Source organism: Salmonella sp. JXY0409-18 (assembly GCF_020268625.1).
Classification (GTDB): Bacteria; Pseudomonadota; Gammaproteobacteria; order Enterobacterales; family Enterobacteriaceae; genus Salmonella; species Salmonella enterica.
Genome location: NZ_CP084216.1, coordinates 1487821 through 1514531, shown reverse-complemented (window position 1 = coordinate 1514531; position 26711 = coordinate 1487821). Strand labels below are relative to the sequence as shown.

The window sequence follows — 26711 nt, the reverse complement described above, 5'->3', positions numbered from 1 at the left end:
CATGTTTGACGCCGCCCCCATAAAAAAAGTCTCGGTGGTTATTCCTGTCTATAACGAACAGGAAAGCCTGCCGGAATTAATAAGACGCACCACCACCGCCTGCGAGAGCCTGGGCAAAGCGTGGGAGATTTTATTGATAGATGATGGTAGCAGCGATAGCTCGGCGGAGCTGATGGTTAAGGCGTCCCAGGAGGCCGATAGCCATATCATCTCTATTTTACTCAACCGTAATTACGGTCAACATGCAGCGATTATGGCGGGGTTTAGCCATGTAAGCGGCGATCTTATCATTACGCTGGATGCCGATCTGCAAAACCCGCCGGAAGAGATCCCACGCCTGGTGGCGAAAGCCGATGAAGGGTTCGATGTGGTAGGCACCGTGCGACAGAACCGACAAGACAGCCTGTTTCGCAAATCGGCGTCAAAAATCATTAATCTGCTGATCCAGCGCACAACGGGCAAAGCGATGGGCGATTACGGCTGCATGTTACGCGCCTATCGCCGCCCTATTATCGATACTATGTTGCGCTGCCATGAACGCAGCACCTTTATCCCTATTCTGGCCAACATTTTCGCTCGTCGTGCTACCGAGATCCCGGTGCATCACGCTGAACGTGAATTTGGCGACTCTAAATACAGTTTTATGCGTCTCATTAACCTGATGTATGACCTGGTGACCTGCCTGACGACGACGCCTCTGCGCCTGTTGAGCCTGCTGGGCAGTGTTATCGCCATCGGCGGATTTAGCCTGTCGGTATTGCTTATTGTACTTCGCCTGGCGCTGGGACCGCAGTGGGCGGCGGAAGGCGTATTTATGCTCTTTGCCGTCCTGTTTACCTTCATCGGCGCGCAATTCATCGGCATGGGACTGCTGGGCGAATACATCGGTCGCATTTATAACGATGTCCGCGCCCGCCCCCGCTATTTTGTTCAACAAGTTATCTACCCGGAAAGCACGCCGTTTACTGAGGAAAGTCACCAATGAAAGCCGTTATTTTTGCCTATCACGATATGGGATGTCAGGGTGTGCAGGCCGTACTGGATGCCGGGTATGAGATTGCCGCGATTTTCACTCATGCCGACAATCCTGCGGAAAACACCTTTTTTGGCTCCGTCTCCCGGCTGGCGGCAGAATTAGGGATTCCGGTTTATGCGCCGGATAACGTAAACCATCCTATCTGGGTCGACCGCATCGCTGAACTTGCGCCGGATATTATTTTTTCGTTCTATTACCGCAACCTGTTAAGCGAAGAAATTCTGCACCTCGCCCCGGCTGGCGCGTTCAATCTGCACGGTTCTCTATTGCCTGCCTATCGTGGCCGTGCGCCGCTAAACTGGGTTCTGGTTAACGGCGAAAGCGAAACGGGCGTAACGCTGCATCGTATGGTCAAACGTGCCGACGCCGGAGAGATTGTCGCCAGTCAACGCGTTGCTATTGCGCAGGACGATGTTGCGCTTACCCTGCATCATAAGCTATGTCAGGCCGCGCGCCAGTTGCTTAATAGCATCCTGCCCACCATGAAATGCGGCGATATACCTTCTGTTCCCCAGCGAGAGTCTGACGCTACATATTATGGTCGCCGCAGGCCGGAAGATGGCCTTATCGACTGGCACAAACCGGTTTCCACGGTGCATAACCTGGTGCGGGCGGTAGCCGCCCCCTGGCCCGGCGCGTTCAGCTATAACGGCTCGCAAAAATTCACTATCTGGTCTTCCCGAATTTGTCCGGATGCGCAGGGCGCGCTTCCCGGCTCGGTAATTTCGGTCTCTCCGCTGCGGGTCGCCTGCGCCGATGGCGCGCTGGAGATTATTACCGGCCAGGCCGGAGACGGCATTACTGTACAGGGCTCGCAGCTTGCACAGACGCTTGGTCTGGTGGCGGGCGCGCGTTTGAACCGTCCACCAGCGACCAGCGGTAAACGTCGCATTCGCGTTCTCATCCTCGGCGTCAACGGTTTTATCGGCAATCATTTGACCGAACGGTTACTGAATGAAGAGAATTACGAGGTCTACGGTATGGATATCGGCAGCAACGCCATTAGCCGATTCCTGCTCCACCCTCGCTTTCATTTCGTGGAGGGAGATATCAGCATCCACTCAGAATGGATCGAATACCATGTCAAAAAATGCGATGTCGTACTGCCGCTGGTAGCAATTGCTACCCCGATTGAATACACCCGCAACCCGCTGCGCGTCTTTGAACTTGATTTTGAAGAAAACCTGCGGATTATCCGTTATTGCGTGAAATACCGTAAACGCGTGGTTTTCCCGTCTACCTCTGAAGTGTACGGCATGTGTACGGACGCCTCTTTTGACGAGGATAAATCGAATCTGATCGTCGGTCCGGTGAATAAGCCACGCTGGATTTACTCCGTTTCCAAACAGCTTCTCGACCGGGTGATTTGGGCTTATGGCGAAAAAGAGGGATTGCGCTTCACGCTTTTCCGTCCCTTTAACTGGATGGGGCCGCGGCTGGATAGCCTGAACGCGGCGCGTATCGGCAGTTCACGCGCGATAACGCAGTTGATTCTGAACCTGGTAGAAGGGACGCCGATAAAGCTTATCGACGGCGGTCAGCAGAAGCGCTGTTTCACCGATATTCGTGACGGGATCGAAGCCTTATTCCGCATTATTGTGAATGATGGCGATCGGTGCGATGGCAAAATCATTAATATCGGCAACCCTGACAACGAAGCCAGTATTCAGGAACTGGCGACGCTGTTGCTCGACAGTTTTGATAAGCATCCGCTGCGCTGCCATTTCCCACCGTTTGCCGGTTTCCAGGTCGTCGAAAGCCGTAGTTATTACGGCAAGGGTTATCAGGATGTCGCACACCGGAAACCCAGTATCGACAATGCCAGGCGCTGTCTGGACTGGGAACCGTCTATTGCGATGCGGGATACGGTTGAAGAAACGCTGGACTTCTTTTTGCGCAGCGTAGATATCGCGGAACGCGCATCATGACGAAAGTCGGTTTACGCATTGATGTTGATACCTTGCGAGGAACGCGTGAAGGTGTTCCCCGGCTGCTGGAGACATTGCATCGCCACGGCGTTCAGGCCAGCTTTTTCTTCAGCGTCGGGCCGGACAATATGGGACGCCATCTTTGGCGTCTGATAAAACCGCGATTTTTATGGAAAATGCTACGTTCAAACGCCGCCTCGCTCTACGGCTGGGATATCCTGCTGGCCGGTACCGCCTGGCCGGGAAAAAATATCGGCAACGCCAATGCCGGGATTATTCGTGAAACGGCAACATACCATGAGACGGGACTACATGCCTGGGATCACCATGCATGGCAGACTCACAGCGGCCACTGGAGTATTCGTCAGCTTGAAGAAGATATCGCGCGCGGCATAACGGCGCTTGAGGCCATTATCGGAAAACCCGTCACCTGCTCAGCTGCGGCCGGCTGGCGAGCGGATGGGCGCGTTGTTCGTGCGAAAGAGCCGTTCAACCTGCGGTATAACAGCGATTGCCGTGGAACCACCTTATTCCGTCCGCTACTGATGCCGGGCCAGACCGGGACGCCGCAAATCCCCGTTACCTTACCCACGTGGGATGAGGTTATCGGCCCCGCCGTTCAGGCGCAGTCGTTCAATACCTGGATTATCTCTCGTATGTTGCAGGACAAAGGCACGCCGGTATATACCATCCATGCGGAAGTCGAAGGCATTGTCCATCAGCCGCTGTTTGAAGATTTGCTCGTTCGTGCACGTGACGCGGGGATCACCTTTTGTCCTCTGGGCGAACTGCTGCCGACATCGCCTGAGTCTCTGCCGTTGGGGCAAATTGTACGTGGACACATCCCTGGCCGTGAAGGTTGGCTGGGGTGTCAACAGGCCGCGAGCGCCTCATGATGAAATCGATACGCTATTATCTGGCTTTCGCCGCGTTTATCGCGCTCTACTATGTTATTCCTGTCAATAGCCGTCTGCTCTGGCAGCCGGATGAAACGCGCTATGCCGAAATAAGTCGGGAGATGCTGGCGTCTGGCGACTGGATCGTGCCGCATTTTCTGGGATTACGTTATTTCGAAAAACCGATAGCCGGTTACTGGATAAACAGTCTGGGTCAGTGGCTTTTTGGCGCTACCAATTTTGGCGTGCGGGCCGGCGCTATTTTAACGACATTGCTGGCCGCAGCGCTGGTGGCGTGGCTGACGTTCCGCTTATGGCGGGATAAACGTACTGCGTTGCTCGCCTCCGTTATATTTCTCTCCCTCTTTGCCGTTTACAGTATCGGGACGTATGCGGTACTCGACCCGATGATCGCCCTTTGGCTTACGGCCGGGATGTGTTGTTTCTGGCAGGGGATGCAGGCCACGACCCGAACGGGCAAGATTGGGATTTTTTTGCTACTGGGTGCAACCTGCGGTCTGGGTGTATTAACTAAAGGCTTCCTCGCCCTGGCCGTACCGGTAGTGAGCGTGCTGCCGTGGGTCATTGTCCAGAAACGCTGGAAGGACTTTTTGCTTTACGGCTGGCTGGCGGTCTTGAGCTGCTTTGTGGTTGTCCTTCCCTGGGCGATCGCCATTGCGCGACGCGAAGCCGATTTCTGGCATTACTTTTTCTGGGTGGAGCATATCCAGCGATTCGCCATGAGCGATGCCCAGCATAAAGCCCCTTTCTGGTACTATCTGCCGGTACTGCTCGCGGGAAGTTTACCGTGGCTGGGATTACTGCCTGGCGCGCTTAAACTGGGCTGGCGCGAGCGAAACGGCGCATTCTATTTGCTCGGATGGACGATCATGCCGCTTCTCTTTTTCAGCATTGCGAAAGGGAAACTGCCCACCTATGTTCTTTCCTGTTTCGCACCGATAGCGATACTCATGGCGCGCTTCGTCCTGCATAACGTAAAAGAAGGCGTCGCCGCGCTACGTGTCAACGGCGGGATCAACCTGGTGTTCGGGTTAGTCGGGATCGTCGCGGCGTTTGTCGTCTCCTCATGGGGCCCGCTGAAATCGCCGGTGTGGACGCATATCGAAACCTATAAAGTTTTTTGCGTCTGGGGCGTCTTTACTGTTTGGGCGTTTGTGGGCTGGTATAGCCTCTGTCATAGCCAAAAATACCTATTACCCGCGTTTTGTCCGCTGGGACTGGCGCTGCTGTTCGGCTTTTCCGTCCCCGACAGGGTGATGGAGTCCAAACAGCCCCAGTTTTTTGTCGAAATGACCCAGGCGCCTTTGGCATCAAGCCGCTATATTCTTGTCGACAACGTGGGCGTCGCCGCCGGGCTGGCCTGGAGTCTGAAACGAGACGATATTATGCTCTACGGACACGCGGGCGAACTCAGGTATGGTCTTAGCTATCCTGATGTGCAGGATAAATTCGTTAAAGCCGACGATTTTAACGCCTGGCTCAACCAGCATCGTCAGGAGGGCATTATTACGCTAGTACTTTCAATAGCCAAAGATGAAGACATCAGCGCTCTTTCCCTTCCCCCTGCGGACAATATTGATTATCAGGGGCGTCTGGTGTTAATTCAGTATCGGCCTAAATGATCGGCGTCGTTCTGGTGCTTGCCAGTCTGCTCAGCGTTGGCGGTCAGCTCTGCCAGAAGCAAGCGACACGGCCATTGACGACAGGCGGACGCCGCCGCCACCTGATGCTGTGGCTGGGCCTGGCGCTGATATGCATGGGTGCAGCGATGGTGCTGTGGCTGCTGGTGCTACAAACCCTGCCGGTGGGAATTGCTTACCCGATGTTGAGTCTGAATTTTGTCTGGGTCACGTTGGCGGCATGGAAAATCTGGCATGAACAGGTTCCGCCCCGCCACTGGTTGGGCGTCGCATTGATTATCAGCGGCATTATCATTCTGGGGAGTGCGGCATAATGGGCGTAATGTGGGGACTGATAAGCGTTGCGATTGCCTCCCTCGCCCAGTTGAGTTTAGGATTCGCCATGATGCGGCTGCCATCGATAGCGCATCCACTGGCGTTTATTTCCGGACTGGGCGCATTTAATGCCGCGACCCTGGCGCTATTCGCCGGTTTGGCGGGGTATCTGGTTTCCGTCTTCTGCTGGCAGAAAACATTACACACGCTCGCGCTCAGCAAAGCCTATGCGCTGCTGAGTCTCAGCTATGTGCTTGTCTGGGTAGCCTCAATGCTGTTACCCGGTTTGCAAGGCGCCTTCAGCCTAAAAGCGATGCTCGGCGTATTGTGTATTATGGCGGGGGTAATGCTGATTTTTCTGCCCGCCAGATCATGAAGGCTTGCGCGTCAACCGCTGCCATTCGTCGCAGGAATAACAGCGTGCATCAACGATTTTTAAGGTCTGGTGTTTTTCCCGATTAATACAATACTGCGCATCCTGTAAAGGCGACAGGATATCGCCGGGACTCAGTAATATCATGGAATTCGCCTCGGCGATCATTTTTAGCGAACCGCCGCTATCGCACAGCACCAGAACATGGCACGCCCTCTTTTTGACATAATGCGATTTCTTAACCAACCATTCCATAGCGCCCCCGTTTCACGCTGATTGTTCATAACACGTTACACATCAACGGATAAACAAAACGGCAATAGCGATGGAATGGTTGTATATTAACCTAACATTAATTTTTACAGCTCTCACACACCCACTGCTGGAGCGCACGGCGAGATATTTTAATCCCTCCGTTTTTCAGTTCTGACGGCAGCGTTAGCCAGCGAACCGGCTGCTGAAAACGCGCCAGCTTATCACGGACCCATTCAGCGAGGTTCACGTCTCCGGCCTGCGATGCATACTCCACAACCGCAACGGGACGATGACCAAACTCTTTATCTTCTACCGGCACGACGAAGGCTTGTTGCACCAGCGGATGCGCGTTAATAACGCGTTCGACTTCCTCCGGCTGAATGCCTTCGCCGCCGCTAAAGAACAGGTTGTCCAGCCGCCCGGCGATGGTTAGCCTGCCGTGGTTCAGCTCGCCGCGATCGCGCGTGGCAAACCAGCCCTCGTCATTAACCAGCGGGATCAGCTTGCCATCACGCCAGTAACCTTCTGCCATACTGGCGGCACGCAGCCAGACGTCATTATCGACGATTCTGATCTCTCTGCCGGGGAGCGGCGCGCCCACATCATCCGAACCATCGGCCTCTTTGGCGCATACCGTAGACGCGAACTCCGTGAGCCCATACCCGCACCAGCAGCGAATCCCTTGTTTGCTGGCCTGGTCGGTGAGTTCAACCGGAATCACCGCGCCGCCGAGCAAAACGGCTTTTAGCGTCACCGCCGCCCGATTCGCCAGCAACCGCCATAGCTGCGTCGGCACCAGCGAAGCATGAGTACACCCTGCCAGCATCTGCTCCAGCGGTTGCTTATCGCGTACCGTCATGCGCGCCCCGGCGAAGAGCCAACGCCACATAATACCCTGCCCGGATACATGAAACAGCGGCAGCGATAGCAGCCAGTCATCCTGAGGGCCAAACGGCATTAGCGAAAGCACCCCCTGCGCGCTGGCAAGATGCGCCTGGCACGTATGTACAGCCGCTTTTGGCAATCCTGTGGAACCCGATGTCAGCGTCATAGAAACCAGACGCTGCGGTTGCCAGGCCACGGCATACGCCGCTGTACTCTTTTGTATCTGCAACGCGGTTAACCCGGAAAATACGTTTTCGCCTTCCAGTGTCAGCGCAAAACGCAGCGTTAACTCCGGTAACAGCGCCTCCAGCAACGTCTGGGGCAACTGCGGGTTGACGGGCAGAACCCGCGCGCCGCACTGCATCAGCGCAAGCCATGCCAACAGAGTGCGCGGCTGATTCCCGGCGCGCAGCAGGACACCGTCGCCCTCCCGTACGCCCTGCGCGGCAAACCCATCCGCCAGCGCATCAATACGCTCACAGAGGGCGCGCCAGCTTAGCACTTCATCGTTCAGGCGCAGAGCGGGCGCCTGACTGCGAACCTGACGCCAGTGGCGCCACGGCCAGTCCGTGAATGTCATAACAGTCGTTCCAGCTCATCACGCTTCAGACAAGGCAACGCGCTACCAGGCCAGGGGCGAACCTGTTGCGCCTGCATCAGATGCAAGGTATCCAGTCCAGGCAGCGTTCCCGGCGTCAACCAGGCGGCAATCCGCGCCAGTTGCGTCAGGCCGAGGCTGGACTCGATCGAAGAGCTGATGACCGCCGTCAGTCCCAACGCATGGGCGGCGGCGACTTGCTCACGCACTTTATCAAGCGATCCGGTCAGCGTAGGTTTGATAACCACAGCCTTGACGCCCTCTTCGGCTTCAAAGGTGAAATCCGCTTCGCGCAGACTTTCGTCCCAGGCAATCGCGATACCGGTTTCACGGGCAAAGGCGCGGGAATCATCCCGCGCCTTACACGGTTCTTCGAGAAAGGCGATACGAGCGCGGTAGTCCGGATTAACATACTTTGCGAACTGTTGGGCTTTTAGCGGCGTCCAGGCGCGATTCGCATCCAGACGCAGATGCAGATCCGGGATCGCCTCCAGCAGCAAATTAACCACCATGCCGTCACGTACCGCTTCATAGAGACCCACTTTGACCTTAGCGATTTTCTCACCGGGCATATCGGCAAGCCGCAGCACCAAATCGTCAGGATCGCCAGTGCATAACGGCGCGGCGCGATAGTCCGCCGCCTCCGGCAAGACGCCAGTCAGTTCCGCCAGCGCGCAGCTTGCACCAAACGCGACCGAAGGCATCTCCGGTAATCCCTCGCTCCCCTGAAGCCAGTCGTTCACCCATGTCAGGAGCGCCGTCTGCGCCTCTTCCCACGTTTCCTGACTGAACCCCGGCAGCGGAGAGATCTCTCCCCACCCTTCACGCTCGCCGTCACGCAGACAAACATACAGCCCGTCGCGAGTTTTTAACCGCCTGTCGCGCAGAACCACCCCCGCGTCCATGGGGATCTGCCAGCGGTATACCTGCGCGCTACGCATTATGGGTTCCGTTTGAATTTGCTGAAGTCAGGCTGACGCTTCTGGTTAAAGGCGTTACGGCCTTCCTGCCCTTCTTCGGTCATGTAGAACAGCATGGTAGCGTTGCCCGCCAGCTCCTGTAGACCCGCCTGACCGTCACAATCGGCATTCAGCGCCGCTTTCAGGCAACGCAGCGCCATCGGACTGTTTTGCAACATTTCGCGGCACCAGCGCACGGTCTCTTTTTCCAGATCCGCCAGCGGAACCACGGTGTTGACCAGGCCCATATCCAGCGCCTGTTGCGCATCGTACTGGCGGCACAGGAACCAGATTTCACGCGCTTTCTTCTGACCAACGATACGCGCCATATATGAAGCGCCCCAGCCGCCGTCAAAGGAGCCGACTTTCGGACCGGTCTGGCCGAAGATGGCGTTTTCCGCCGCGATGGTCAGGTCGCACATCATGTGCAGCACATGACCACCGCCGATGGAATACCCCGCGACCATCGCGACAACCGGTTTTGGACAGGTGCGAATCTGGCGCTGGAAATCCAGCACGTTCAGGTGATGCACGCCGGAGTCATCCTGATAACCGCCGTAATCGCCGCGCACCTTCTGGTCGCCGCCCGCGCAAAACGCTTTATCGCCTTCGCCGGTCAGAATAATCACGCCCACGTTGTCGTCGTAACGGGCATCCGCCAGCGCCTGAATCATCTCTTTGACGGTCAACGGACGAAATGCATTGCGCACCTGCGGACGATTAATAGTGATTTTTGCAATACCGTCGGTGGATTTTTCATAACGAATGTCGGTGTAACCCTCCGAGCAGTCGTGCCATTCTACCGGTGCGTAAAGCATTGTTTCATCAGGATAGATCATAGTGTGTCCTTTAGTCAGAGACGCAGAATCTGAGCCAGACTGTCTACCACGCCAGCGGGGTTTTCCCGATGCGCGTTGTGTCCGGCGTTACGAATAACATGGCATGTCGCCGCCACTTCCTGCGCCAGGGCGCGGAATTTGCTGTCGCGTTCGCCACATAAATAATAAAACGGAAATGCCAGCGCGTTGAGCGCCTCGCGTAAATCCGGCTGGGCGGCAAGCGATGTCGCCTCCAGCATCGCAGCCAGCGTTTCGCCGTTATTCTGGCTACGCAGCGCCGTCAGCGCCTGCCTTTGCTGCGCCGTCAGCGAGGCGAACACCGGCTGCTGATACCAGTCGTGAAAAACCTCAGTCAGGGGTTCACGACGAAAACGCTCTGCCCAGCGCCCGTCGGACAATCGTCTTTCAGCGCGCGCCTGTTCATTTTGCAGCCCCGGATGACCGCCTTCGACCACCAGGCCGCACAGGCCTGGTATTCCCTGGCAGGCTGCCATCATCGCCACCCGGCCTCCAAGAGAGTATCCCACCAACCAGAACTTTAGTATGTTGTAACTAATTAACGTAGCGCGCAGTAATCTGATGACATCGGCAAATCCGCCGACCGGAATAGCCGCAGATCCGCCATGTCCCGGTAAGTCAATATAGAGCCGCGAACAGCCGTGAAACTGTTCGCCAACCGGCTGCCATTCACGGCAATCGCCAGAAAAACCGTGCAGGAAAACCAGCGAGGGCGCCCCAGGCTGTCCGGGCATGTGCTGCGCGTGCAACATCATAGATGGCTTACCTGAGCCAAAAGTTGCTGCAACGTCTGCGCGCCGTCCGTATCGTTTACCACCAGCTCAATCACCGTCGTCGCCGGGGTTCGCCACGCGCCAGCCAGCGCAGACTCCAGTTCTTCCCAGTTTTCCGGGCGATGATAGCGCAGGTTAAACATGGCGGCCGCATGGTCAAAATGGACGTTTTGCGGCATCAAATAAAAGCGCTCACGTTTGCTTTGCGGCGTCGGCAGCAGGGAAAAGATCTGCCCGCCGTTATTGTTGACCACAATCAACACAAACGGCGCGGATACCTGACGTAGTAACGCCAGCGCGTTAAGATCGTACAGCGCGGATAAATCGCCGACGATAGCCAGCGTCGATTTGGCGCTGGCGCGCTGCACGCCCGCCGCTGTGGAAAGCAGGCCGTCAATGCCGCTCGCCCCGCGATTGCTGTATACCGGATAGCCAGCCGGCAACTGCGACAGCGCGTCGATCAGACGCACCACCAGACTATTGCCCACGAACAATTGCCCCTGCTCCGGCAGATAGTCGCGGATACGGTGCGCCAGCTGTGCTTCGCCAAAGGTGTCTCGCTGCGCGACCACCCGTTGCCACGCCAGTTCCGCCAGACGCGGGATCTCTACACACCACGGTTTACGTTTTTCCGCCGGATGCATCTCCAGCCAGTCGGCGATTTTCGCTATCAGTCTGCGTCCACGATGGTGCGCCGGGTCCAGACGACCTTCAATATTGTCGATTACCCAATACTCTTCCGGCTCGCAGGTTGCCTGCCATTGCAGTAAGCGTTTTCCGGTAAGGCTACTGCCAAGCTGGACGACAATTTGCGCCTGCTGCAGTTCGGTCACCGCTTTGGCGTTGCCGAGCCACAGGTCGGCGCACGGCAGCGGCTGCCCGGTTTGCGACAATACGTCGCCAATTAATGGCCATCCCAGAGTTTGCGCCCACTGCGCCACTTTTTTGCCTTCTTCCGCGCTCATACGCCCGGCGACGACGACGCCGCGTTTTTGTCGCCAGAAGAACCAGTCGCGCTGTTTGTCGCTTGCCAGTCGACGCGCTTCGCGCAGCCAGGGTTTTTCATCCTGCCACCAGTCGCCGAGACGCTGCTGCCAGACCAGGCCGGTGTCATTCATATCGCCATACAGCGGTTCGGCAAAAGGACAGTTAATGTGCAGAGCGCCCGCATGAAGCATGGCGAGCGCATTATCGATGGTCGACACCAGCCAGCGCGCCGGAATATCCTGCGTGGGACGCGGCAACGACAGAGTTTGGGAGGGGTGCGAGGAAAACATCCCCGCCTGACGGATCGCCTGGTTGGCGCCGCAGTCAATCAGCTCCGGCGGGCGATCGGCGGTAAGTAAAATAAGCTTCTCGCCCGTCAGCCCCGCCTCAATCAAGGCCGGATAGAGGTTCGCCACGGCGGTACCTGAAGTGACAATAACGGCAACAGGCTGTTGGCTGACTTTCGCCAGCCCTAACGCCAGATGACCAAGCCCACGCTCATCAAAGTGCGTATGGTGAATAAAAGCAGGATTCTCTGCCGCCGCCAACGTGAGCGGCGTGGAACGGGAACCAGGGGCGATACAAACATGCCTGACGCCATGACGGGTTAAGGCTTCCAGGATGACCGCCGCCCAGCGCCGGTTAAATGCACTTACTGACATGAGTTTGTCCGGTATCAATCATTGGGACTAAGTATAAAGAGCTGCAAAAATGGATTATTGATATGGGTCGGGAATATGTGACTCATTACACATCCATCTGCAATAAGGTACGTAACCCGGCCGCTTTATTATCTATTTCCTGCCATTCCTGTTCCGGATCGGAGCCGCGGACGATTCCCGCGCCGGCATACAATCGCACCACATTGGCCGTCACTTTGGCTGAACGTAACGTCACGCAAAACTCACTTTGCCGCGTGGAGAGATAGCCTGCCGACCCGGCATACCATTCACGTTCGAACGGCTCATGTTGTTCTATAAAACAACGCGCGGGTTCACGAGGGATCCCCGCGACCGCTGCGGTAGGCTGTAACTGGTGCAGGCAGAGCGTGTCGTCCGCCTGATTAAGCGCCGTCCAGATACAGCGGCGCAAATGCTGTACCTTGCGCAGTCTGAGCACCTGCGGCGGCAGCACATCCAGCGAGTGGGTGCAGTTTTGCAGTCGCTGGCAGATGTCTTCGACAACCAGCATATTTTCTCGCTGGTTTTTATCGTCTTTCATTAACCATTCGCCAAGCTGCCAGGCTTTATGGTTATCCGGATGGTTCGCCACCGTCCCGGCCAGCGCTTCGGTACGTAGCGCCGTTTCACGCCGCCGCCAGAGCCGCTCCGGCGATGATCCCAGAAAGGCGGTATCGGCGGAAAAGGCCATAAAAAAGTGGTAGCAGTTGAGATTTAAACGACGACTGGACGCCATCATCGCGGCGGCATTGACCGGACGGGAGAATTGTAAGTCGGTGGCCCGCGCCAGCACAACTTTATCAAACGCCTCTTGCGCAATGGTGTGGGTGGCCTGCTGAATCAGCTTCACCCAACCGTCTTTGTCCGGCCAGTGCTGTTCGCTCGTGAGCGAAAGGCGCAGCGCCGGAACAGGCTTAATACCGACCAGAGAAGCGAGAAACGCTTTCGCCTGGCGCGCATCATCGCGTAGCGAAACGTCACTGTGCAGATGTAAGCGTAAGGTCGCCGTACCACCGCTACGTCGCCACTCCAGCCGCGGCAGCAATAAGTAGCCCTCTTTCGGCTCGAACGCATTCAGCCCCCAAATACGCAGGTCAGGCTGCGCGTGCTGACGTAAAAACCGTTGCGCCAGATCGAGCGATGAAAAGACGGTGATTGCCCCGAGAACGGCAGCTTCTTCGTCGCCATTGCGCTGTTGCCAGTAGAATTGCGGAAAGGATGACTGGCTGGCCAGCCAGCTCAATGCATCGAAGGCATCGTTTAAAGGGAAAGGCGCATCGAAAACGCAAAGCCCTGGCGTCGCCGGTATCTCTTGCGATAGCTGACGCGTCAGATTTTCCAGCGCAGTAGTAATAGAATGCACGCGGACCCTCCCTGTTAAAAACCCCACATTATACGGGGTACTGCCCTAAAAAAGCAGTACCTCATTTAGGGAGGGTTGCAATTCTGTTCAGTGGGGGGATTTAGCGCCGCGCCAGCAGCAGTCCAAGTACCAGTCCTACCGCCGCGCCTACGCCAATACCCTGCCAGGGTTTTTCATGAACGTAGTCATCCGCTTTATAAACGGCCTGCTTTGCCCGGTAATAATAGCTATCCGACGCATGGCTTACGCGGTTTTTCACCTCTTCCAGCGCTTGTTCCGCGCGGGCTTTCAGCTCAATGTATTTTTGATCGGCGGGATCGCCTGAGGAACGTAAAACCTCTTCCAGCGTTTCGCTGAGCAAAGTCAGATCATCATCAACACGTGATTCACCAAATTGATATGACATTCTCATTCTCCGTTGTGTTAACACCTGCTCCTAACTATAGTCAACGGTTTCGGTTTATGCCTGATGAACCTCCCGCGCCATTCCCCGGTGCGGAATGCCATCTTCGTCATAAACATCGGTGACCGGAATAAAACCAAACCGCGCGTAAAAAGGTTGCAGATGCGCCTGCGCCCCCAGATATAGCGGCTTATCCGGCCAGTGCCGCCCACAAGATTCCAGCGTTTTCGCCATTAATTGCTGGCCCAGTTTCGCCCCTCGCCAGGCATCGCTGACGATCACCCGGCCAATGACAACCGGGTCTGATTCGTTATCGCTTTTCAGAATCCTCGCATACGCCACCAGCTCATCCTGACGCCAGCCCAGAATATGCCGATTGTCGCCGACTAAATCATCGCCATCCACATCCAGGTAAGGACAGCGCTGTTCTACCACAAAGACCGCGCAGCGCAATTTGAGTAACGCGTAAAGTTGAGGAACGGTAAGTTCGCTATGGTGGAGATCCTGCCAGTCAATCATGATGCGCTCCTGTGTTGTGGTAATCTTGGGTTAAACGATAACCAAACGTGTATGGACAAGATGGAATTAATTTTTTTAGGTACGTCCGCAGGCGTTCCCACGCGCTCACGCAATGTAACGGCAATTTTATTACATCTGCAACATCCAACGCAGCCGGGAGTATGGCTTTTTGATTGCGGCGAAGGGACACAGCATCAAATGCTTAATACCGCGTTTCATCCCGGTAAGCTTGAGCGCATTTTTATCAGCCATCTTCACGGAGATCATCTGTTTGGCCTGCCGGGTCTGCTATGCAGCCGGTCGATGGCGGGGAATCCCCATCCGCTAACCGTATACGGGCCTCAAGGCGTGCGTGAGTTTATTGCAACCACACTGCGCCTTAGCGGTTCATGGACCGATTTTCCGTTGCAAATTGAAGAAATTAGCGCAGGCGATATTCTTGACGACGGTCTGCGTAAAGTGACCGCGTTCAGGCTGGAGCATCCACTGGAGTGCTACGGATATCGCGTTGTTGAACATGACAAGCCTGGCGCGCTGAATGCCAGGGCGTTAAAAGCCGCAGGCGTTACGCCCGGCCCGCTGTTTCAGGCGTTGAAGGCAGGAAAAACCGTCACGCTTGCCGATGGAAGGCAGATCAATGGCGCCGACTACCTTGCTCCCGCCGTGGCCGGGAAATCAGTGGCGATTTTCGGCGATACCGCGCCCTGCGAGGCCGCCCTCGCGCTGGCGCAAGGCGTGGATGTGATGGTACATGAAACCACGCTGGATGCGTCAATGGAGGAGAAAGCCAACGCTCGCGGACACAGCTCCACCCGTCAAACCGCGACGCTGGCGCGGGAAGCTGACGTCGGTCGGCTGATCATGACCCATATTAGCTCACGCTATGACGATAAAGGCTGTCAGCGCTTACTGGCGGAATGCCGCGCTATTTTCCCGGCGACGGAGCTGGCTTACGATTTTTCTGTTTTCCCGGTTTAGCGCTCCATTTTTTGTCCTCATTGCCGATAACACTAAAAAAGGCAGGCTTTCATAATGAGGTGAGGATGGACAATTTTCAGAAAGATATTGATGACAGGGCCAATTTAACCCTGTCAAACCGTTTTGAGCTGCTGTTATTCCGTCTTGGTACATCGCTGCATGAACAGAAGTCAGAGCTGTTCGGCATCAATGTATTTAAGCTGCGCGAAATCGTACCGATGCCCGCCTTTACGCGCCCGGCAGGCATGAAAGCGCCGCTATTGGGCATGGTCAATATTCGGGATCAGGTCATTCCGGTGATTGATTTGCCAGCGGTAGCGGGCTGCAAGCCGGAAACCGGGCTGAATATTTTGCTGATCACCGAATATGCGCGCAGCGTACAGGCATTTGCCGTCGAGTCGGTAGAAAATATTATGCGTCTTGACTGGCAGCAGGTGCATACCGCCGAGAAAGCCGTCAACGGTCGCTACATCACCAGTATTGCCTGCCTGGATGACAACAAAGAAACCAACAACCTGGCGCTGGTGCTCGACGTTGAGCAGATCCTTTATGATATTGTCCCCTCCAGCCACGATCTGCGCGCCACCAATCTGAAGACCAATAAATTTTATATTACCCCAGGCGCGGTAGCCATTGTGGCGGAAGACTCCAAAGTCGCCCGCGCGATGCTGGAAAAAGGGCTGAACGCAATGGGAATTCCTCATCAGATGCATGTGACCGGCAAGGATGCATGGGAGAGAATCCAGCAACTGGCGCAGGAAGCGGAGGCCGAAGGTAAGCCAATTAGCGAGAAAATCGCGCTGGTCCTGACAGATCTTGAGATGCCGGAGATGGATGGCTTTACGTTAACGCGTAAAATTAAAACCGATGAACGGCTGAAAAAGATCCCGGTCGTTATTCACTCTTCCCTTTCCGGCAGCGCCAACGAAGATCATGTGCGTAAGGTAAAGGCCGACGGCTACGTCGCCAAATTTGAAATCAATGAACTCTCTTCAGTGATACAGGAAGTGATGGAGCGCGCGGCGCAAAACGTCAGCGGCCCGTTGGTAAGCCGGCAGTTGCTAAGTTAAATTCCGGTCGCTGAGACCTTACCTGCCGGATGGCGGCGCAAGCGCCTTATCCGGCCTACAATCCATAGTTATTTCAACGCATTACATCAGATAATAAAAAACCCGCTTCGTGAAGCGGGTTTTTCGTTTTTACTTATTGCTTACATCAACGGCGTCGCTAACTGCACAAGGCTAATCAGCGGCTGCGGCCAGACGCCCAGTACCAACACCAGCAACGCGGAGATCAGCACCACGATCCCACCCGCGCTGTACTGCCAGTTTGTCGGCGCGTCGCGTCCCGGTTGCTGCGGCGCGTGCAGGTAGAGACTCACCGCAACACGCAGGTAGTAGTACAAACCAATCGCGGAACCCACCACCACGGCGGCGACCAGCCACCACAGGCTGGCCTGAACGCCGACCGCCAGCACGTAGAATTTGCCGATAAAGCCCAGCGTCATCGGGATACCTGCCAGCGACAGCATCATCACCGTCATCACCGCGGCAAGAACCGGACGGTGCCAGAACAGACCACGGTAAGAGTACAGGGAATCGGCATCCGGGCCGCGGAACGGGCTGGACATCAGGCTAACCACGCCAAACGCACCGAGGCTGCTGAACAGATAACCGGCCAGATAAACGCCTACCGCTTCCATCGACATCTCGCCGCTCTGCAGGGCAATCAGCGCCACCAGCAGATAGCCGAGGTGAGAGATAGAAGAGTAACCGAGCAGACGTTTGATGTTGGTCTGGCTCAGCGCCATCAGGTTACCGAAGATGATAGAGGCAAAGGCGATAATGCCCAGCACCACGCGTACCGCTTCGCTGTCGCCTACCGGCGCATAGAGGAACAGACGCATCACCACGCCGAAGATAGCGATTTTGCTCGCCGTCGCCAGGAAGGTGGAAACCGGCGCAGGCGCGCCCTGGTAAACGTCTGGCGTCCACAGGTGAAACGGCACCAGAGAGAGTTTAAAGCCCAGACCGACAATCATCAGGCCAAAGCCCGCCAGCAGCAACGGCTCGTGCAGCATACCATCACCGAGGCTCTTACCGAGCGCTTCGAAAGACAGGTTGCCGGACTGCGCATAGACCAGCGCCATCCCGAACAGCAGGAAAGACGAGGCGGCGGCGGAGAGGATGGTGTATTTGATACTGGCTTCCAGCGAGCGCTTCTGGCGGAAAGCATAACCAATCAGGCCGAACAGCGGCAGCGAGATCAGTTCAATACCAAGGAACAGCGCCGCCAGGTGGTTGGCGTTCGCCAGCAGAATTCCCCCCAGGCTGGCGATTAACACCAGCAGGTAGAACTCTTCCTGGTTATCGTTATAGCCTTCCAGCCACGGGTAGGCAAAGGTGCAGGTGGCGAGGCTCGCCAGCAGCACCAGCCCGGTGTAGAGCATCGCAAAGCCGTCAACGCGCATCAGCGGCGTGACGTCCATTGCCCCGGCCTGGCCGACAAACCAAAGCGAAACCAGAGCAGCGTTAAGCCCAATGACCGACAGCGTGGCATTGAGGAAGTGATTGCGTCGCCACGCAATGGAGAGCATCACAACCACCACCGTCAAGCCGACGATCAGCAGCGGTAGCAGCGCAATCAGGTGTTGTGGAGTTATTGTCATGGCGATTTACGGCCTTGTAGTAGTAACAGAATTAACAAACCACTGCTGGATGTTGCTCATCGCAGAATGCGAGGTATCCAGAATCGGCTGCGGATAGAAGCCAAGCAGTACCAGAAGCACCACCAGCAACAGAATGATAAACAGCTCGCGCAGCGACATCCCTGGCAGTTCCTGGCTGGCAATCTGGCTCTTCGCTTTACCAAAGTAAGCGCGATGCAGCATCGCCAGCGAGTATACAGAGGCGAATACCAACCCAAAGGTGGAGATAACGGTAATCACCGGCACCACCTGGTAGCTGCCGAACAGAATCATAAATTCGCCGACAAAGTTACCGGTGCCCGGCATCCCGAGCGTCGCCACCGCAAAGAACATGGAGAGCGCAGGCAACCACTTCATCTTGCCCCACAGGCCGCCCATCATACGCATGTCACGCGTATGCAGACGTTCGTACAACTGGCCACACAGAATGAACAGACCGGCTGCGGACAAACCGTGCGCAATCATCTGAATCACCGCGCCCTGGTACGCCAGTTGGCTGCCGGTGTAGATAGCGATCAGCACGAAGCCCATATGCGAAACGGAGGTATAGGCAATCAGGCGCTTGATGTCGTATTGGGTAAAGGCCATCCACGCGCCGTAGAAAATGCCGATAACGCCCAGCCACATGGCGATCGGCGCAAACTCCGCCGACGCGTTCGGGAACAATGGCAGGGAGAAACGCAGCAGACCGTAAGCGGCGGTTTTCAGCAAGATACCGGCCAGGTCGACGGAACCGGCGGTCGGCGCCTGGGAGTGCGCATCTGGCAGCCAGCCATGCAGCGGCACCACCGGCATTTTCACCGCGAAGGCGATGAAGAAGCCCAGCATCAGCAGATATTCCACACCGTGGGACATCGGCGTGTTCAGCAGCTCTTCATAGTTGAAAGTCCACACGCCGGTCGCGTTGTAGTGCACAAAGACCAGCGCCAGGATGGCAATCAACATCACCAGACCACTCGCCTGGGTATAAATGAAGAACTTGGTTGCCGCCGTGATACGCGTTTTCCCGTCAGAAGCTTTATGCCCCCACAGCGCTATCAGGAAGTACATCGGCACCAGCATCATTTCCCAGAAGAAGAAGAACAGGAACATGTCGATGGCCAGGAACACGCCGATAACGCCGCCTAAGATCCACATCAGGTTCAGGTGGAAGAAGCCCTGATATTTTTCGATTTCTCGCCAGGAGCAAAGCACCGCCAGAACGCCGAGCAGGCCGGTCAGCACCACCATTAGCAGCGACAGTCCGTCGAGCGCCAGATGGATAGAGATGCCAAAACGCGGGATCCACGGCAGGACAAATTCAGATTGCCACTGTGGAATACCGGCGGATTGCGTCAGTGAGTAGCCGCCCTGCAACCACAATTGCAGACCGAGCGCCAGCGTCAGCCCCATGGTAATCAGCGCTATCCAGCGCGGCACCTTCACGCCAAAGCGTTCGGTCTGCCAGCACAGAAAGCCGCCGATAAAGGGAATCAATATTAGCCAGGGTAGTAACATGGCGATTTTTATTCCTTTTTAAGGCCTCTGACAGAGGCCTGATTTTCAACGAATTTGGATAAAATTCACTTTACGATCAACGCAGTACCATCAGCAGCGCCAGCACCACAACCGCGCCGATGCTCATGGATGCCACATACCAGCGCAAATAACCGTTCTCGCTCAGTACCAGGCCTTTGCCTGCAAAACGGGAAAGGATAGCCGGAATGTTCATCAACGCATTAAGCGGGTCGCGCTTCAGCAGCCAGGCGATACCGAGGAATGGCTTGACGAATACTTTGTCGTACAGCCAGTCAAAGCCCCAGGCGTTATACCACCAGGTCCCCAGCAGACGGCCCGGCGCGCTGTTGGCGATCGACGTCACCAGCGTGCGTTTACCCAGCCACAGCCATGCGGCAATCAGGATGCCGGCAATCGCCACTACGCCAGAGGTAATTTCCAGCGTCATGACGCGACCATGCGCCAGTTCAGTTGTCTGCGGCAGCACCCCCTGCAATGGCGGCACAATCAGCGCGCCAACAAAGGTAGACAGAATCATCAGGACAATCAGCGGCAGATGGTGGGTAATCCCCTTCCCTGCATGAGCGTGAATTTGTTCTTTACCGTGGAAGACGATGAAAATCATCCGGAAGGTGTACAGGGAGGTCATGAACGCGCCGACCAGACCCGCCACCATCAGATTGATATGACCGTTCGCCATCGCCCCGGCCAGGATCTCATCCTTACTGAAGAAGCCCGCAGTGACCAGCGGCAGCGCCGACAGCGCCGCGCCCCCCACCAGGAAGCAGGCATACACCAGCGGAATGGACTTACGCAGACCGCCCATCTTAAAGATGTTCTGTTCGTGATGGCAGGCCAGAATTACCGAGCCGGACGCCAGGAACAGCAGCGCTTTGAAGAACGCATGGGTCATCAGATGAAAAATTGCCGCATCCCACGCCTGTACGCCGAGCGCCAGGAACATGTAGCCAATCTGGCTCATGGTGGAATAGGCCAGCACGCGTTTAATGTCGGTCTGCACCAGCGCGGCGAAACCCGCCATGACCAACGTAATCGCCCCGATAATGCCCACCAGATGCAGAATTTCCGGGGTCATCAGGAACAAACCATGGGTACGAGCGATCAGGTAGACACCGGCGGTCACCATGGTAGCGGCGTGGATCAGCGCGGAGACCGGCGTCGGGCCGGCCATCGCGTCGGCAAGCCAGGTCTGCAACGGAAGCTGCGCAGATTTACCGACCGCGCCGCCCAGCAGCATCAGCGTCGCCCACATCAGCATGTTGTTGCCGTCAGCAAAGTGCGCTGGCGCCAGCTCGACCATTTCGCGGAAGTTCAGCGTGCCCAGTTCGTTGTAGAGGATGAACAGCGCGAAGGCGAGGAATACGTCACCGACACGGGTCACCACGAAGGCTTTCATTGCCGCTGCGCCATTCTTCGGATCGCTGTAATAGAAGCCGATCAACAGATAAGAGCACAGGCCCACGCCTTCCCAGCCGAGGTACATCAACAGCAGGTTATCGGACAGCACCAGAACAACCATGCTGGCGATAAACAGGTTGGTATAAGCGAAGAAGCGGGAGTAACCCTCTTCTCCACGCATGTACCAGGACGCGAACATGTGGATCAGGAAGCCGACGCCGGTGACCACAGAGAGCATGGTCAGCGACAGGCCGTCCAGCACCAGGTTAAAACCGATGTTGAAGTTACCGACCGACATCCACGTCCACAGCGGCTGGCTGAACGCCTGTTTGCCGTTGGCGAAGAAATCCATCCCGACAAACGCTGTCACCAACGCCGCCAGACCAACGGAGCCCACGCCAATGGTCGCGGAGAGATTTTCCGACCAGCGTCCGCGAGAGAACGCCAGCAGTACAAAGCCAATCAATGGCAGAATAATGGTTAAGGCAAGCATGTTCATCCACGCATCTCACTTACTGAATCGATGTTCAGGTTCTGGCGACGGCGATGGAGTTGCAGCAACAGCGCAAGTCCAATACTCGCTTCCGCAGCCGCAAGGCTGATGGCGAGAATGTACATCACCTGACCATCGGTCTGGCCCCAGTAGCTCCCGGCGACCACAAAGGCCAGCGCGGAGGCGTTAATCATGATTTCCAGCCCGATCAGCATAAACAGCAGATTGCGGCGGATAACCAGACCGGTTAAACCCAGGACGAATAAAATCGCAGCGAGGATCAGTCCGTGTGTTAAGGGGATCATGCGCGCTCCTCCGTTTTTCTTTTCGCGCGGTCATCGGCGCGGTTGCTTAGCACTTCACCCGCACGCTCTTCACGACCGACGTGGAACGCCACCACCAGGCCTGCCAGCAGCAGCATAGACGCCAGTTCGACCGCCAGAACATAAGGCCCGAACAGCGTAATGCCCACCGCTTTCGCGCTAATCGGCGTGCCGTCGATGCCCTGGTCGTTAACGCCCAGAATGGCGTACACAATGACCGCCAGCATAATGGCCGACAAAACCGCCGGACCAATCCACACCTGCGGCTTCAGCCACTGGCGTTCCTGTTCGATTTCGCTGCCGCCGAGGTTGAGCATCATCACCACGAACACAAACAGCACCATGATGGCGCCTGCGTAGACGATAATTTCCAGCGCACCGGCAAAATAAGCGCCCAGCGAAAAGAACACCCCGGAAATCGCCAGTAGCGATATCACCAGATACAACAGCGCGTGTACCGGATTGGTATGGGTGATCACTCGCAGGGTCGCGAGGATGGCTATCAGGCCACAGATATAAAAAGCGAATTCCATTGCCCTCTCCTTACGGTAACAGGCTCTTGACGTCGATAGGCTTGGCTTCGTTCTCTGCTTCGCCTTTATCTTTGCCGTCGATTGCCATACCCGCCATCCGGTAGAAGTTATATTCCGGGTATTTGCCCGGACCGGAAATCAGCAGATCCTCTTTTTCGTACACCAGATCCTGACGTTTGTATTCGCCCAGTTCGAAGTCCGGGGTCAACTGAATCGCCGTGGTCGGGCACGCTTCTTCGCACAGGCCGCAGAAGATGCAGCGTGAGAAGTTAATGCGGAAAAATTCCGGATACCAGCGGCCATCTTTGGTCTCCGCTTTTTGCAGAGAGATACAGCCTACCGGACAGGCTACCGCACACAGGTTACAGGCAACGCAGCGCTCTTCACCGTCCGGGTCGCGCGTGAGCACGATACGGCCTCGGTAACGGGGCGGTAAATAGACCGGCTCTTCCGGATACATCCGCGTTTCGCGTTTGGCGAACGCATGCAGGCCGATCATCCAGATACTACGTACCTGAGTGCCGAAACCTACTAATAATTCTTTTAAGGTCATGGTCTTTGTGTCCCTTATTGCGCCTGCCACAGAATGACAGCCGCCGTTACCAGCAAGTTGATGAGCGTCAGCGGCAGGCAAACTTTCCAGCCGAAGGACATTACCTGGTCATAACGCGGACGCGGTAACGACGCACGAATCAAAATGAACATCATCATGAAGAACGCGGTTTTCAGCGCGAACCAGACGAATGGCGGTAAGAACGGGCCATGCCAGCCACCGAAGAACAACGTTACCATCAGCGCGGAAACGGTGACGATGCCGATGTACTCCCCCACAAAGAACAGACCGAATTTCATCCCGGAATATTCGATGTGGTAACCGTCCGCCAGTTCCTGCTCGGCTTCCGGCTGGTCAAACGGGTGACGGTGACAGACCGCTACGCCCGCGATGGCGAAAGTAACAAACCCAAAGAATTGCGGAATCACGTTCCACAGATGCGCCTGGTTATTGACGATATCGGTCATATTAAATGAACCGGCCTGCGCCACCACGCCCATCAGGGAAAGACCAAGAAACACTTCGTAGCTCACCGTCTGGGCAGACGCACGCATCGCGCCCAGCAGCGAGTATTTGTTGTTGCTCGACCAACCGGCGAACAGCACCGCGTAAACCGCCAGACCGGCCATCATCAGGAAGAACAGAATCCCGATGTTTAAATCGGCCACCACCCAATTAGGGCTAACCGGCACAATGGCGAAGGAGAGCAGCAGCGAAGTAAACGCGATCATCGGCGCCAGGGTAAAGATGACGCGATCCGAGAATTTCGGGATCCAGTCTTCTTTAAAGAACATCTTGATCATGTCCGCGACCAGCTGGAGCGAGCCGCCCCAGCCAACGCGGTTTGGTCCATAACGGTTCTGGAACAGACCCAGCAGACGACGTTCGCCAAAGCTCATGAAGGCCCCGCAGGTGACGACCACCAGCAGAATCACCACCGCTTTGAGAATGCTCAGCAGGATCTCAATCAGATCCGGTGTAATCCAACTCATTGTTGCGCCTCCCGCAGATCCTCAAGACGCGCGCCAGCCAGAACCGGCGCGATGCCAGGCATACCCATCGGCAGCCCTACCTGCCCTGCCGCTAACCCTTCAGAGATTTCAACCGGCAGCGTCACCGTATTGCCATCGTAGCTAAAGGAGACGCGCGTCCCGGCATTAACGCCCAACTTCGCGGCATCCGCCGGGTTAAGTTTGATATACGGCTGCGGCATACGGCTCTGGAAGACCGGAGAACGCTGAGACAATTCGTCGCTGCCAAACAGGTGGTAATACGGCGCAATACGCCACTGACCGTCCTGCGCCTGGAAGCTTGCCGGCACGGTAGTGAAATAATCCAGACCGCCCTCAGTCGCTTCAATCAAACGCACGCCCGGATCGCCGTGACGCAGTTTGCCGCCCACTTCATCCTGGAATTTGTTCCACGCCTGCGGGGAGTTCCAGCCCGGCGCCCAGGCGAACGGAATTTCAGATCGCGGGGCAGTCGGTTGGTTATTCCCTTCCATTGAGAAGGCGAACATGGTGTCTTTATCCTGCGGCTGACGTGGTTCATGCACGCTGATATTGGCGCGCATCGCCGTACGGCCACTGTAACGATGCGGTTCGCGCGCCAGCTTCTGCCCACGAATGCGGAAGGTCGCATCCGGCGCGGCGTCTTTAATGCCGGCAAATTGCGGCATAGCGGCAATGACCGCGTCGATCACGTGGTCAAGCTGAGTCCAGTCCACTTCGCGGTTTTCGACGGTGCTGTGCAGTGAATGCAGCCAGCGCCAGCTTTCCAGCATAATCGTCTTGTTATCGTAGTAGGCCGGATCATAAACCTGGAAGAAGCGCTGCGCGCGGCCTTCGTTGTTGATGACCGTACCATCGCTTTCGGCGAAGCTTGCCGCGGAAAGCACCAGATGCGCGTTTTCCATAATCGCCGTGCGCTGATGGTCAACCACCATCACCAGCGGCGCTTTGGCGAGCGCAGCGTTCACGCGCGTAGCGCTTGCATGACGGTGGAGATCGTTTTCCAGCACCACCACCGCGTCCGCACTGCCGGTTTCCAGCTCGCCCAACGCATCATCAAGCGAACCGCCGCCCATCATACCCAGCCCCATGCTGTTCACGGAACGAGCAATCATAGTAATACCGACGTCGGCGCCACGGCCTTTCAGCGCTTTCGCCACGTTGGCGGCCGCCTGAATCACCTCACTGCTACCGGCGTTAGTGCCGGAGATAATCAGCGGTTTTTTCGCGCCGGCCAACGCCTGCACAATGACATCAATTTTGTTTTGTAAGTCGCTGTCGATACCGTCAACCGCAGGCGCTGTATTGTCCAGCGCATGAGCAATCGCAAAGCCCAGGCGCGCCTGATCTTCCACCGGCGCGCGATAGGTCCAGGCGGCGATATCATCCAGACGGGTGCCGTCCACGTTGGTCACGAACAGCGGATGTTTGGCACGCTGGCCGATGTTAAGGATGGCCGCAATCTGCCAGTCGGCTACTTTCTGCGCCGCCGCCATTTCACGCGCTTTACCTTTCACCGCCTGGCGTACCGCCAGCGCAACGCGCGCGCCGGTCTGGGTAACGTCTTCGCCCAATACCAGTACCGCGTCATAAGATTCGATTTCCCGCAGCGCCGGGGTGTAAATTCCGCCTTCACGCAACACTTTCAGCGCCAGTTGCAGACGTTCCTGCTCGCCGCGCGCGATACCGGTGTAGAAGTTTTCCGCACCAACCAGCTCACGCAGCGCAAAGTTGCTCTCAATGCTGGCGCGTGGCGAACCGATACCGATCACTTTCTTCGACTGGCGCAGAATATCCGCCGCGCCCTGCATCGCCTGCTCGGCGTTGAGAGTAATAAAGTCATCACCACGGCGCTGAACCGGCTGACGCGGACGGTCTTTCAGGTTCACATAGCCATAGCCGAAACGACCGCGGTCGCAGAGGAAGTAGTGGTTAACGGTACCGTTGTAACGGTTTTCGATACGGCGCAGTTCGCCATAGCGCTCGCCCGGGCTGATGTTACAGCCGATGGAACACTGCTGGCAGATGCTCGGCGCAAACTGCATGTCCCATTTACGGTTGTAACGCTCGGAATGCGTTTTATCGGTGAAGACGCCGGTCGGGCAAATCTCGACCAGGTTACCGGAGAATTCGCTTTCCAGCGTACCGTCTTCCGGACGCCCGAAGTAGACGTTGTCATGCGCGCCATAGACGCCCAGATCGGTGCCGTCGGCATAATCTTTGTAGTAACGCACACAACGGTAGCAGGCGATGCAGCGGTTCATTTCGTGAGAGATGAACGGCCCCAGATCCTGGTTGCGGTGGGTACGTTTGGTGAAACGGTAGCGACGGAAACTGTGACCCGTCATCACGGTCATATCCTGAAGATGGCAGTTACCGCCCTCTTCACAGACCGGACAGTCGTGCGGGTGGTTAGTCATCAGCCACTCCACCACGCTTTCACGGAACTGTTTCGCTTCTTCGTCGTCAATAGAGATAAAGGTACCGTCGGTGGCTGGCGTCATACAGGACATCACCAGGCGACCACGCGTATCTTCCGCGTTTTGGTATTGCTTCACCGCACACTGGCGGCAAGCACCGACGCTTCCCAGCGCCGGGTGCCAGCAAAAATACGGAATATCAAGGCCCAGGGACAGACATGCCTGTAGCAGGTTGTCCGCGCCGTTGACCTCGTATTCTTTGCCGTCTACATGAATCGTAGCCATTAGCA

Annotated in this window: 25 protein-coding genes; 8 read left to right on the top strand and 17 right to left on the bottom strand. The window is 56.4% G+C overall.

Features of this window, described 5'->3' with window-relative positions:
• Position 1 precedes the first annotated feature (1 nt).
• Genes arnC through arnF form a run of 6 tightly spaced genes read left to right on the top strand, consistent with a single transcriptional unit; the run spans position 2 to position 6212 of the window.
• Positions 2-985 carry an undecaprenyl-phosphate 4-deoxy-4-formamido-L-arabinose transferase gene (gene arnC / locus LDB27_RS07125; RefSeq protein ID WP_000458893.1) on the top strand — a complete coding sequence of 328 codons (984 nt, stop codon included), beginning with the start codon at positions 2-4 and terminating at the stop codon, positions 983-985.
• A complete protein-coding gene (arnA, locus tag LDB27_RS07120) occupies positions 982-2964 on the top strand; it encodes a bifunctional UDP-4-amino-4-deoxy-L-arabinose formyltransferase/UDP-glucuronic acid oxidase ArnA (RefSeq protein WP_000648762.1) in 1983 nt (660 codons plus the stop codon). Before arnC ends, arnA begins: the two co-directional genes overlap by 4 nt.
• A complete protein-coding gene (gene arnD / locus LDB27_RS07115) occupies positions 2961-3860 on the top strand; it encodes a 4-deoxy-4-formamido-L-arabinose-phosphoundecaprenol deformylase (RefSeq protein WP_000169775.1) in 900 nt (299 codons plus the stop codon). The genes arnA and arnD overlap by 4 nt, the downstream gene beginning before the upstream one ends.
• Complete coding sequence (gene arnT / locus LDB27_RS07110; protein WP_225519934.1) at positions 3857-5503, top strand: lipid IV(A) 4-amino-4-deoxy-L-arabinosyltransferase; 1647 nt, start codon at positions 3857-3859, stop codon at positions 5501-5503. The genes arnD and arnT overlap by 4 nt, the downstream gene beginning before the upstream one ends.
• Positions 5500-5835: a 4-amino-4-deoxy-L-arabinose-phosphoundecaprenol flippase subunit ArnE gene (gene arnE, locus LDB27_RS07105; protein ID WP_000580688.1), complete on the top strand. Its 336-nt coding sequence runs from the start codon at positions 5500-5502 to the stop codon at positions 5833-5835. The genes arnT and arnE overlap by 4 nt, the downstream gene beginning before the upstream one ends.
• On the top strand, positions 5835-6212 hold the full coding sequence (gene arnF / locus LDB27_RS07100; protein ID WP_000538694.1) for a 4-amino-4-deoxy-L-arabinose-phosphoundecaprenol flippase subunit ArnF: 378 nt from the start codon (positions 5835-5837) through the stop codon (positions 6210-6212). The genes arnE and arnF overlap by 1 nt, the downstream gene beginning before the upstream one ends.
• Here the strand turns inward: arnF and pmrD are convergent.
• The 9 genes from pmrD to LDB27_RS07055 form a co-directional block, all read right to left on the bottom strand.
• Positions 6207-6464 carry a signal transduction protein PmrD gene (pmrD, locus tag LDB27_RS07095; RefSeq protein ID WP_000455132.1) on the bottom strand — a complete coding sequence of 86 codons (258 nt, stop codon included), beginning with the start codon at positions 6462-6464 and terminating at the stop codon, positions 6207-6209. The two genes, arnF and pmrD, sit on opposite strands and share 6 nt — an antisense overlap.
• Before the next feature lie 97 nt (positions 6465-6561).
• Entirely contained in the window at positions 6562-7929 is a 1368-nt protein-coding gene (gene menE, locus LDB27_RS07090; protein WP_225519933.1) for an o-succinylbenzoate--CoA ligase, read from the bottom strand.
• Positions 7926-8888 (bottom strand): o-succinylbenzoate synthase, encoded by a 963-nt coding sequence (gene menC / locus LDB27_RS07085; RefSeq protein ID WP_001255555.1) that lies wholly within the window; start codon positions 8886-8888, stop codon positions 7926-7928. The genes menE and menC overlap by 4 nt, the downstream gene beginning before the upstream one ends.
• On the bottom strand, positions 8888-9745 hold the full coding sequence (gene menB / locus LDB27_RS07080) for a 1,4-dihydroxy-2-naphthoyl-CoA synthase (RefSeq protein ID WP_000640013.1): 858 nt from the start codon (positions 9743-9745) through the stop codon (positions 8888-8890). The genes menC and menB overlap by 1 nt, the downstream gene beginning before the upstream one ends.
• A 14-nt stretch (positions 9746-9759) precedes the next feature.
• The gene (gene menH / locus LDB27_RS07075; RefSeq protein WP_000979134.1) at positions 9760-10518 is read right to left on the bottom strand and encodes a 2-succinyl-6-hydroxy-2,4-cyclohexadiene-1-carboxylate synthase; all 759 of its coding nucleotides are present in this window, start codon (positions 10516-10518) and stop codon (positions 9760-9762) included.
• A complete protein-coding gene (menD, locus tag LDB27_RS07070) occupies positions 10515-12185 on the bottom strand; it encodes a 2-succinyl-5-enolpyruvyl-6-hydroxy-3-cyclohexene-1-carboxylic-acid synthase (protein WP_000116398.1) in 1671 nt (556 codons plus the stop codon). The genes menH and menD overlap by 4 nt, the downstream gene beginning before the upstream one ends.
• Before the next feature lie 85 nt (positions 12186-12270).
• On the bottom strand, positions 12271-13566 hold the full coding sequence (gene menF / locus LDB27_RS07065) for an isochorismate synthase MenF (protein WP_000555675.1): 1296 nt from the start codon (positions 13564-13566) through the stop codon (positions 12271-12273).
• 100 nt (positions 13567-13666) lie between these two features.
• A complete protein-coding gene (gene elaB / locus LDB27_RS07060; RefSeq protein WP_001522308.1) occupies positions 13667-13972 on the bottom strand; it encodes a stress response protein ElaB in 306 nt (101 codons plus the stop codon).
• Between the two features lie 54 nt (positions 13973-14026).
• The gene (locus LDB27_RS07055) at positions 14027-14488 is read right to left on the bottom strand and encodes a GNAT family N-acetyltransferase (RefSeq protein ID WP_000568159.1); all 462 of its coding nucleotides are present in this window, start codon (positions 14486-14488) and stop codon (positions 14027-14029) included.
• A 60-nt stretch (positions 14489-14548) separates the two neighbouring features.
• Here LDB27_RS07055 and rbn point away from each other — a divergent pair, with 60 nt between their 5' ends.
• Both rbn and LDB27_RS07045 read left to right on the top strand, forming a co-directional pair.
• Positions 14549-15466, top strand: coding sequence for a ribonuclease BN (rbn, locus tag LDB27_RS07050; RefSeq protein ID WP_000419094.1), 918 nt, complete (start codon positions 14549-14551; stop codon positions 15464-15466).
• 65 nt (positions 15467-15531) lie between these two features.
• On the top strand, positions 15532-16536 hold the full coding sequence (locus LDB27_RS07045) for a chemotaxis protein (RefSeq protein ID WP_000368564.1): 1005 nt from the start codon (positions 15532-15534) through the stop codon (positions 16534-16536).
• A 140-nt stretch (positions 16537-16676) separates the two neighbouring features.
• Here the strand turns inward: LDB27_RS07045 and nuoN are convergent, their stop codons facing one another.
• The 8 genes from nuoN to nuoG form a co-directional block, all read right to left on the bottom strand.
• Complete coding sequence (gene nuoN / locus LDB27_RS07040) at positions 16677-18134, bottom strand: NADH-quinone oxidoreductase subunit NuoN (protein ID WP_000156669.1); 1458 nt, start codon at positions 18132-18134, stop codon at positions 16677-16679.
• 6 nt (positions 18135-18140) lie between these two features.
• Complete coding sequence (nuoM, locus tag LDB27_RS07035) at positions 18141-19670, bottom strand: NADH-quinone oxidoreductase subunit M (RefSeq protein WP_000926430.1); 1530 nt, start codon at positions 19668-19670, stop codon at positions 18141-18143.
• 76 nt (positions 19671-19746) lie between these two features.
• A complete protein-coding gene (gene nuoL, locus LDB27_RS07030) occupies positions 19747-21588 on the bottom strand; it encodes an NADH-quinone oxidoreductase subunit L (protein ID WP_001056582.1) in 1842 nt (613 codons plus the stop codon).
• On the bottom strand, positions 21585-21887 hold the full coding sequence (gene nuoK / locus LDB27_RS07025) for an NADH-quinone oxidoreductase subunit NuoK (RefSeq protein WP_000612687.1): 303 nt from the start codon (positions 21885-21887) through the stop codon (positions 21585-21587). Before nuoK ends, nuoL begins: the two co-directional genes overlap by 4 nt.
• Positions 21884-22438 (bottom strand): NADH-quinone oxidoreductase subunit J, encoded by a 555-nt coding sequence (gene nuoJ / locus LDB27_RS07020; protein WP_000393522.1) that lies wholly within the window; start codon positions 22436-22438, stop codon positions 21884-21886. Before nuoJ ends, nuoK begins: the two co-directional genes overlap by 4 nt.
• Positions 22439-22448: 10 nt before the next feature.
• Positions 22449-22991, bottom strand: a complete 543-nt coding sequence (gene nuoI / locus LDB27_RS07015) for an NADH-quinone oxidoreductase subunit NuoI (RefSeq protein ID WP_000172747.1) — start codon at positions 22989-22991, stop codon at positions 22449-22451.
• Positions 22992-23005: 14 nt separating this feature from the next.
• Positions 23006-23983, bottom strand: a complete 978-nt coding sequence (gene nuoH / locus LDB27_RS07010) for an NADH-quinone oxidoreductase subunit NuoH (protein ID WP_000118515.1) — start codon at positions 23981-23983, stop codon at positions 23006-23008.
• Positions 23980-26706: an NADH-quinone oxidoreductase subunit NuoG gene (gene nuoG, locus LDB27_RS07005; protein WP_001528469.1), complete on the bottom strand. Its 2727-nt coding sequence runs from the start codon at positions 26704-26706 to the stop codon at positions 23980-23982. The genes nuoH and nuoG overlap by 4 nt, the downstream gene beginning before the upstream one ends.
• Between the last annotated feature and the right edge of the window lie 5 nt (positions 26707-26711).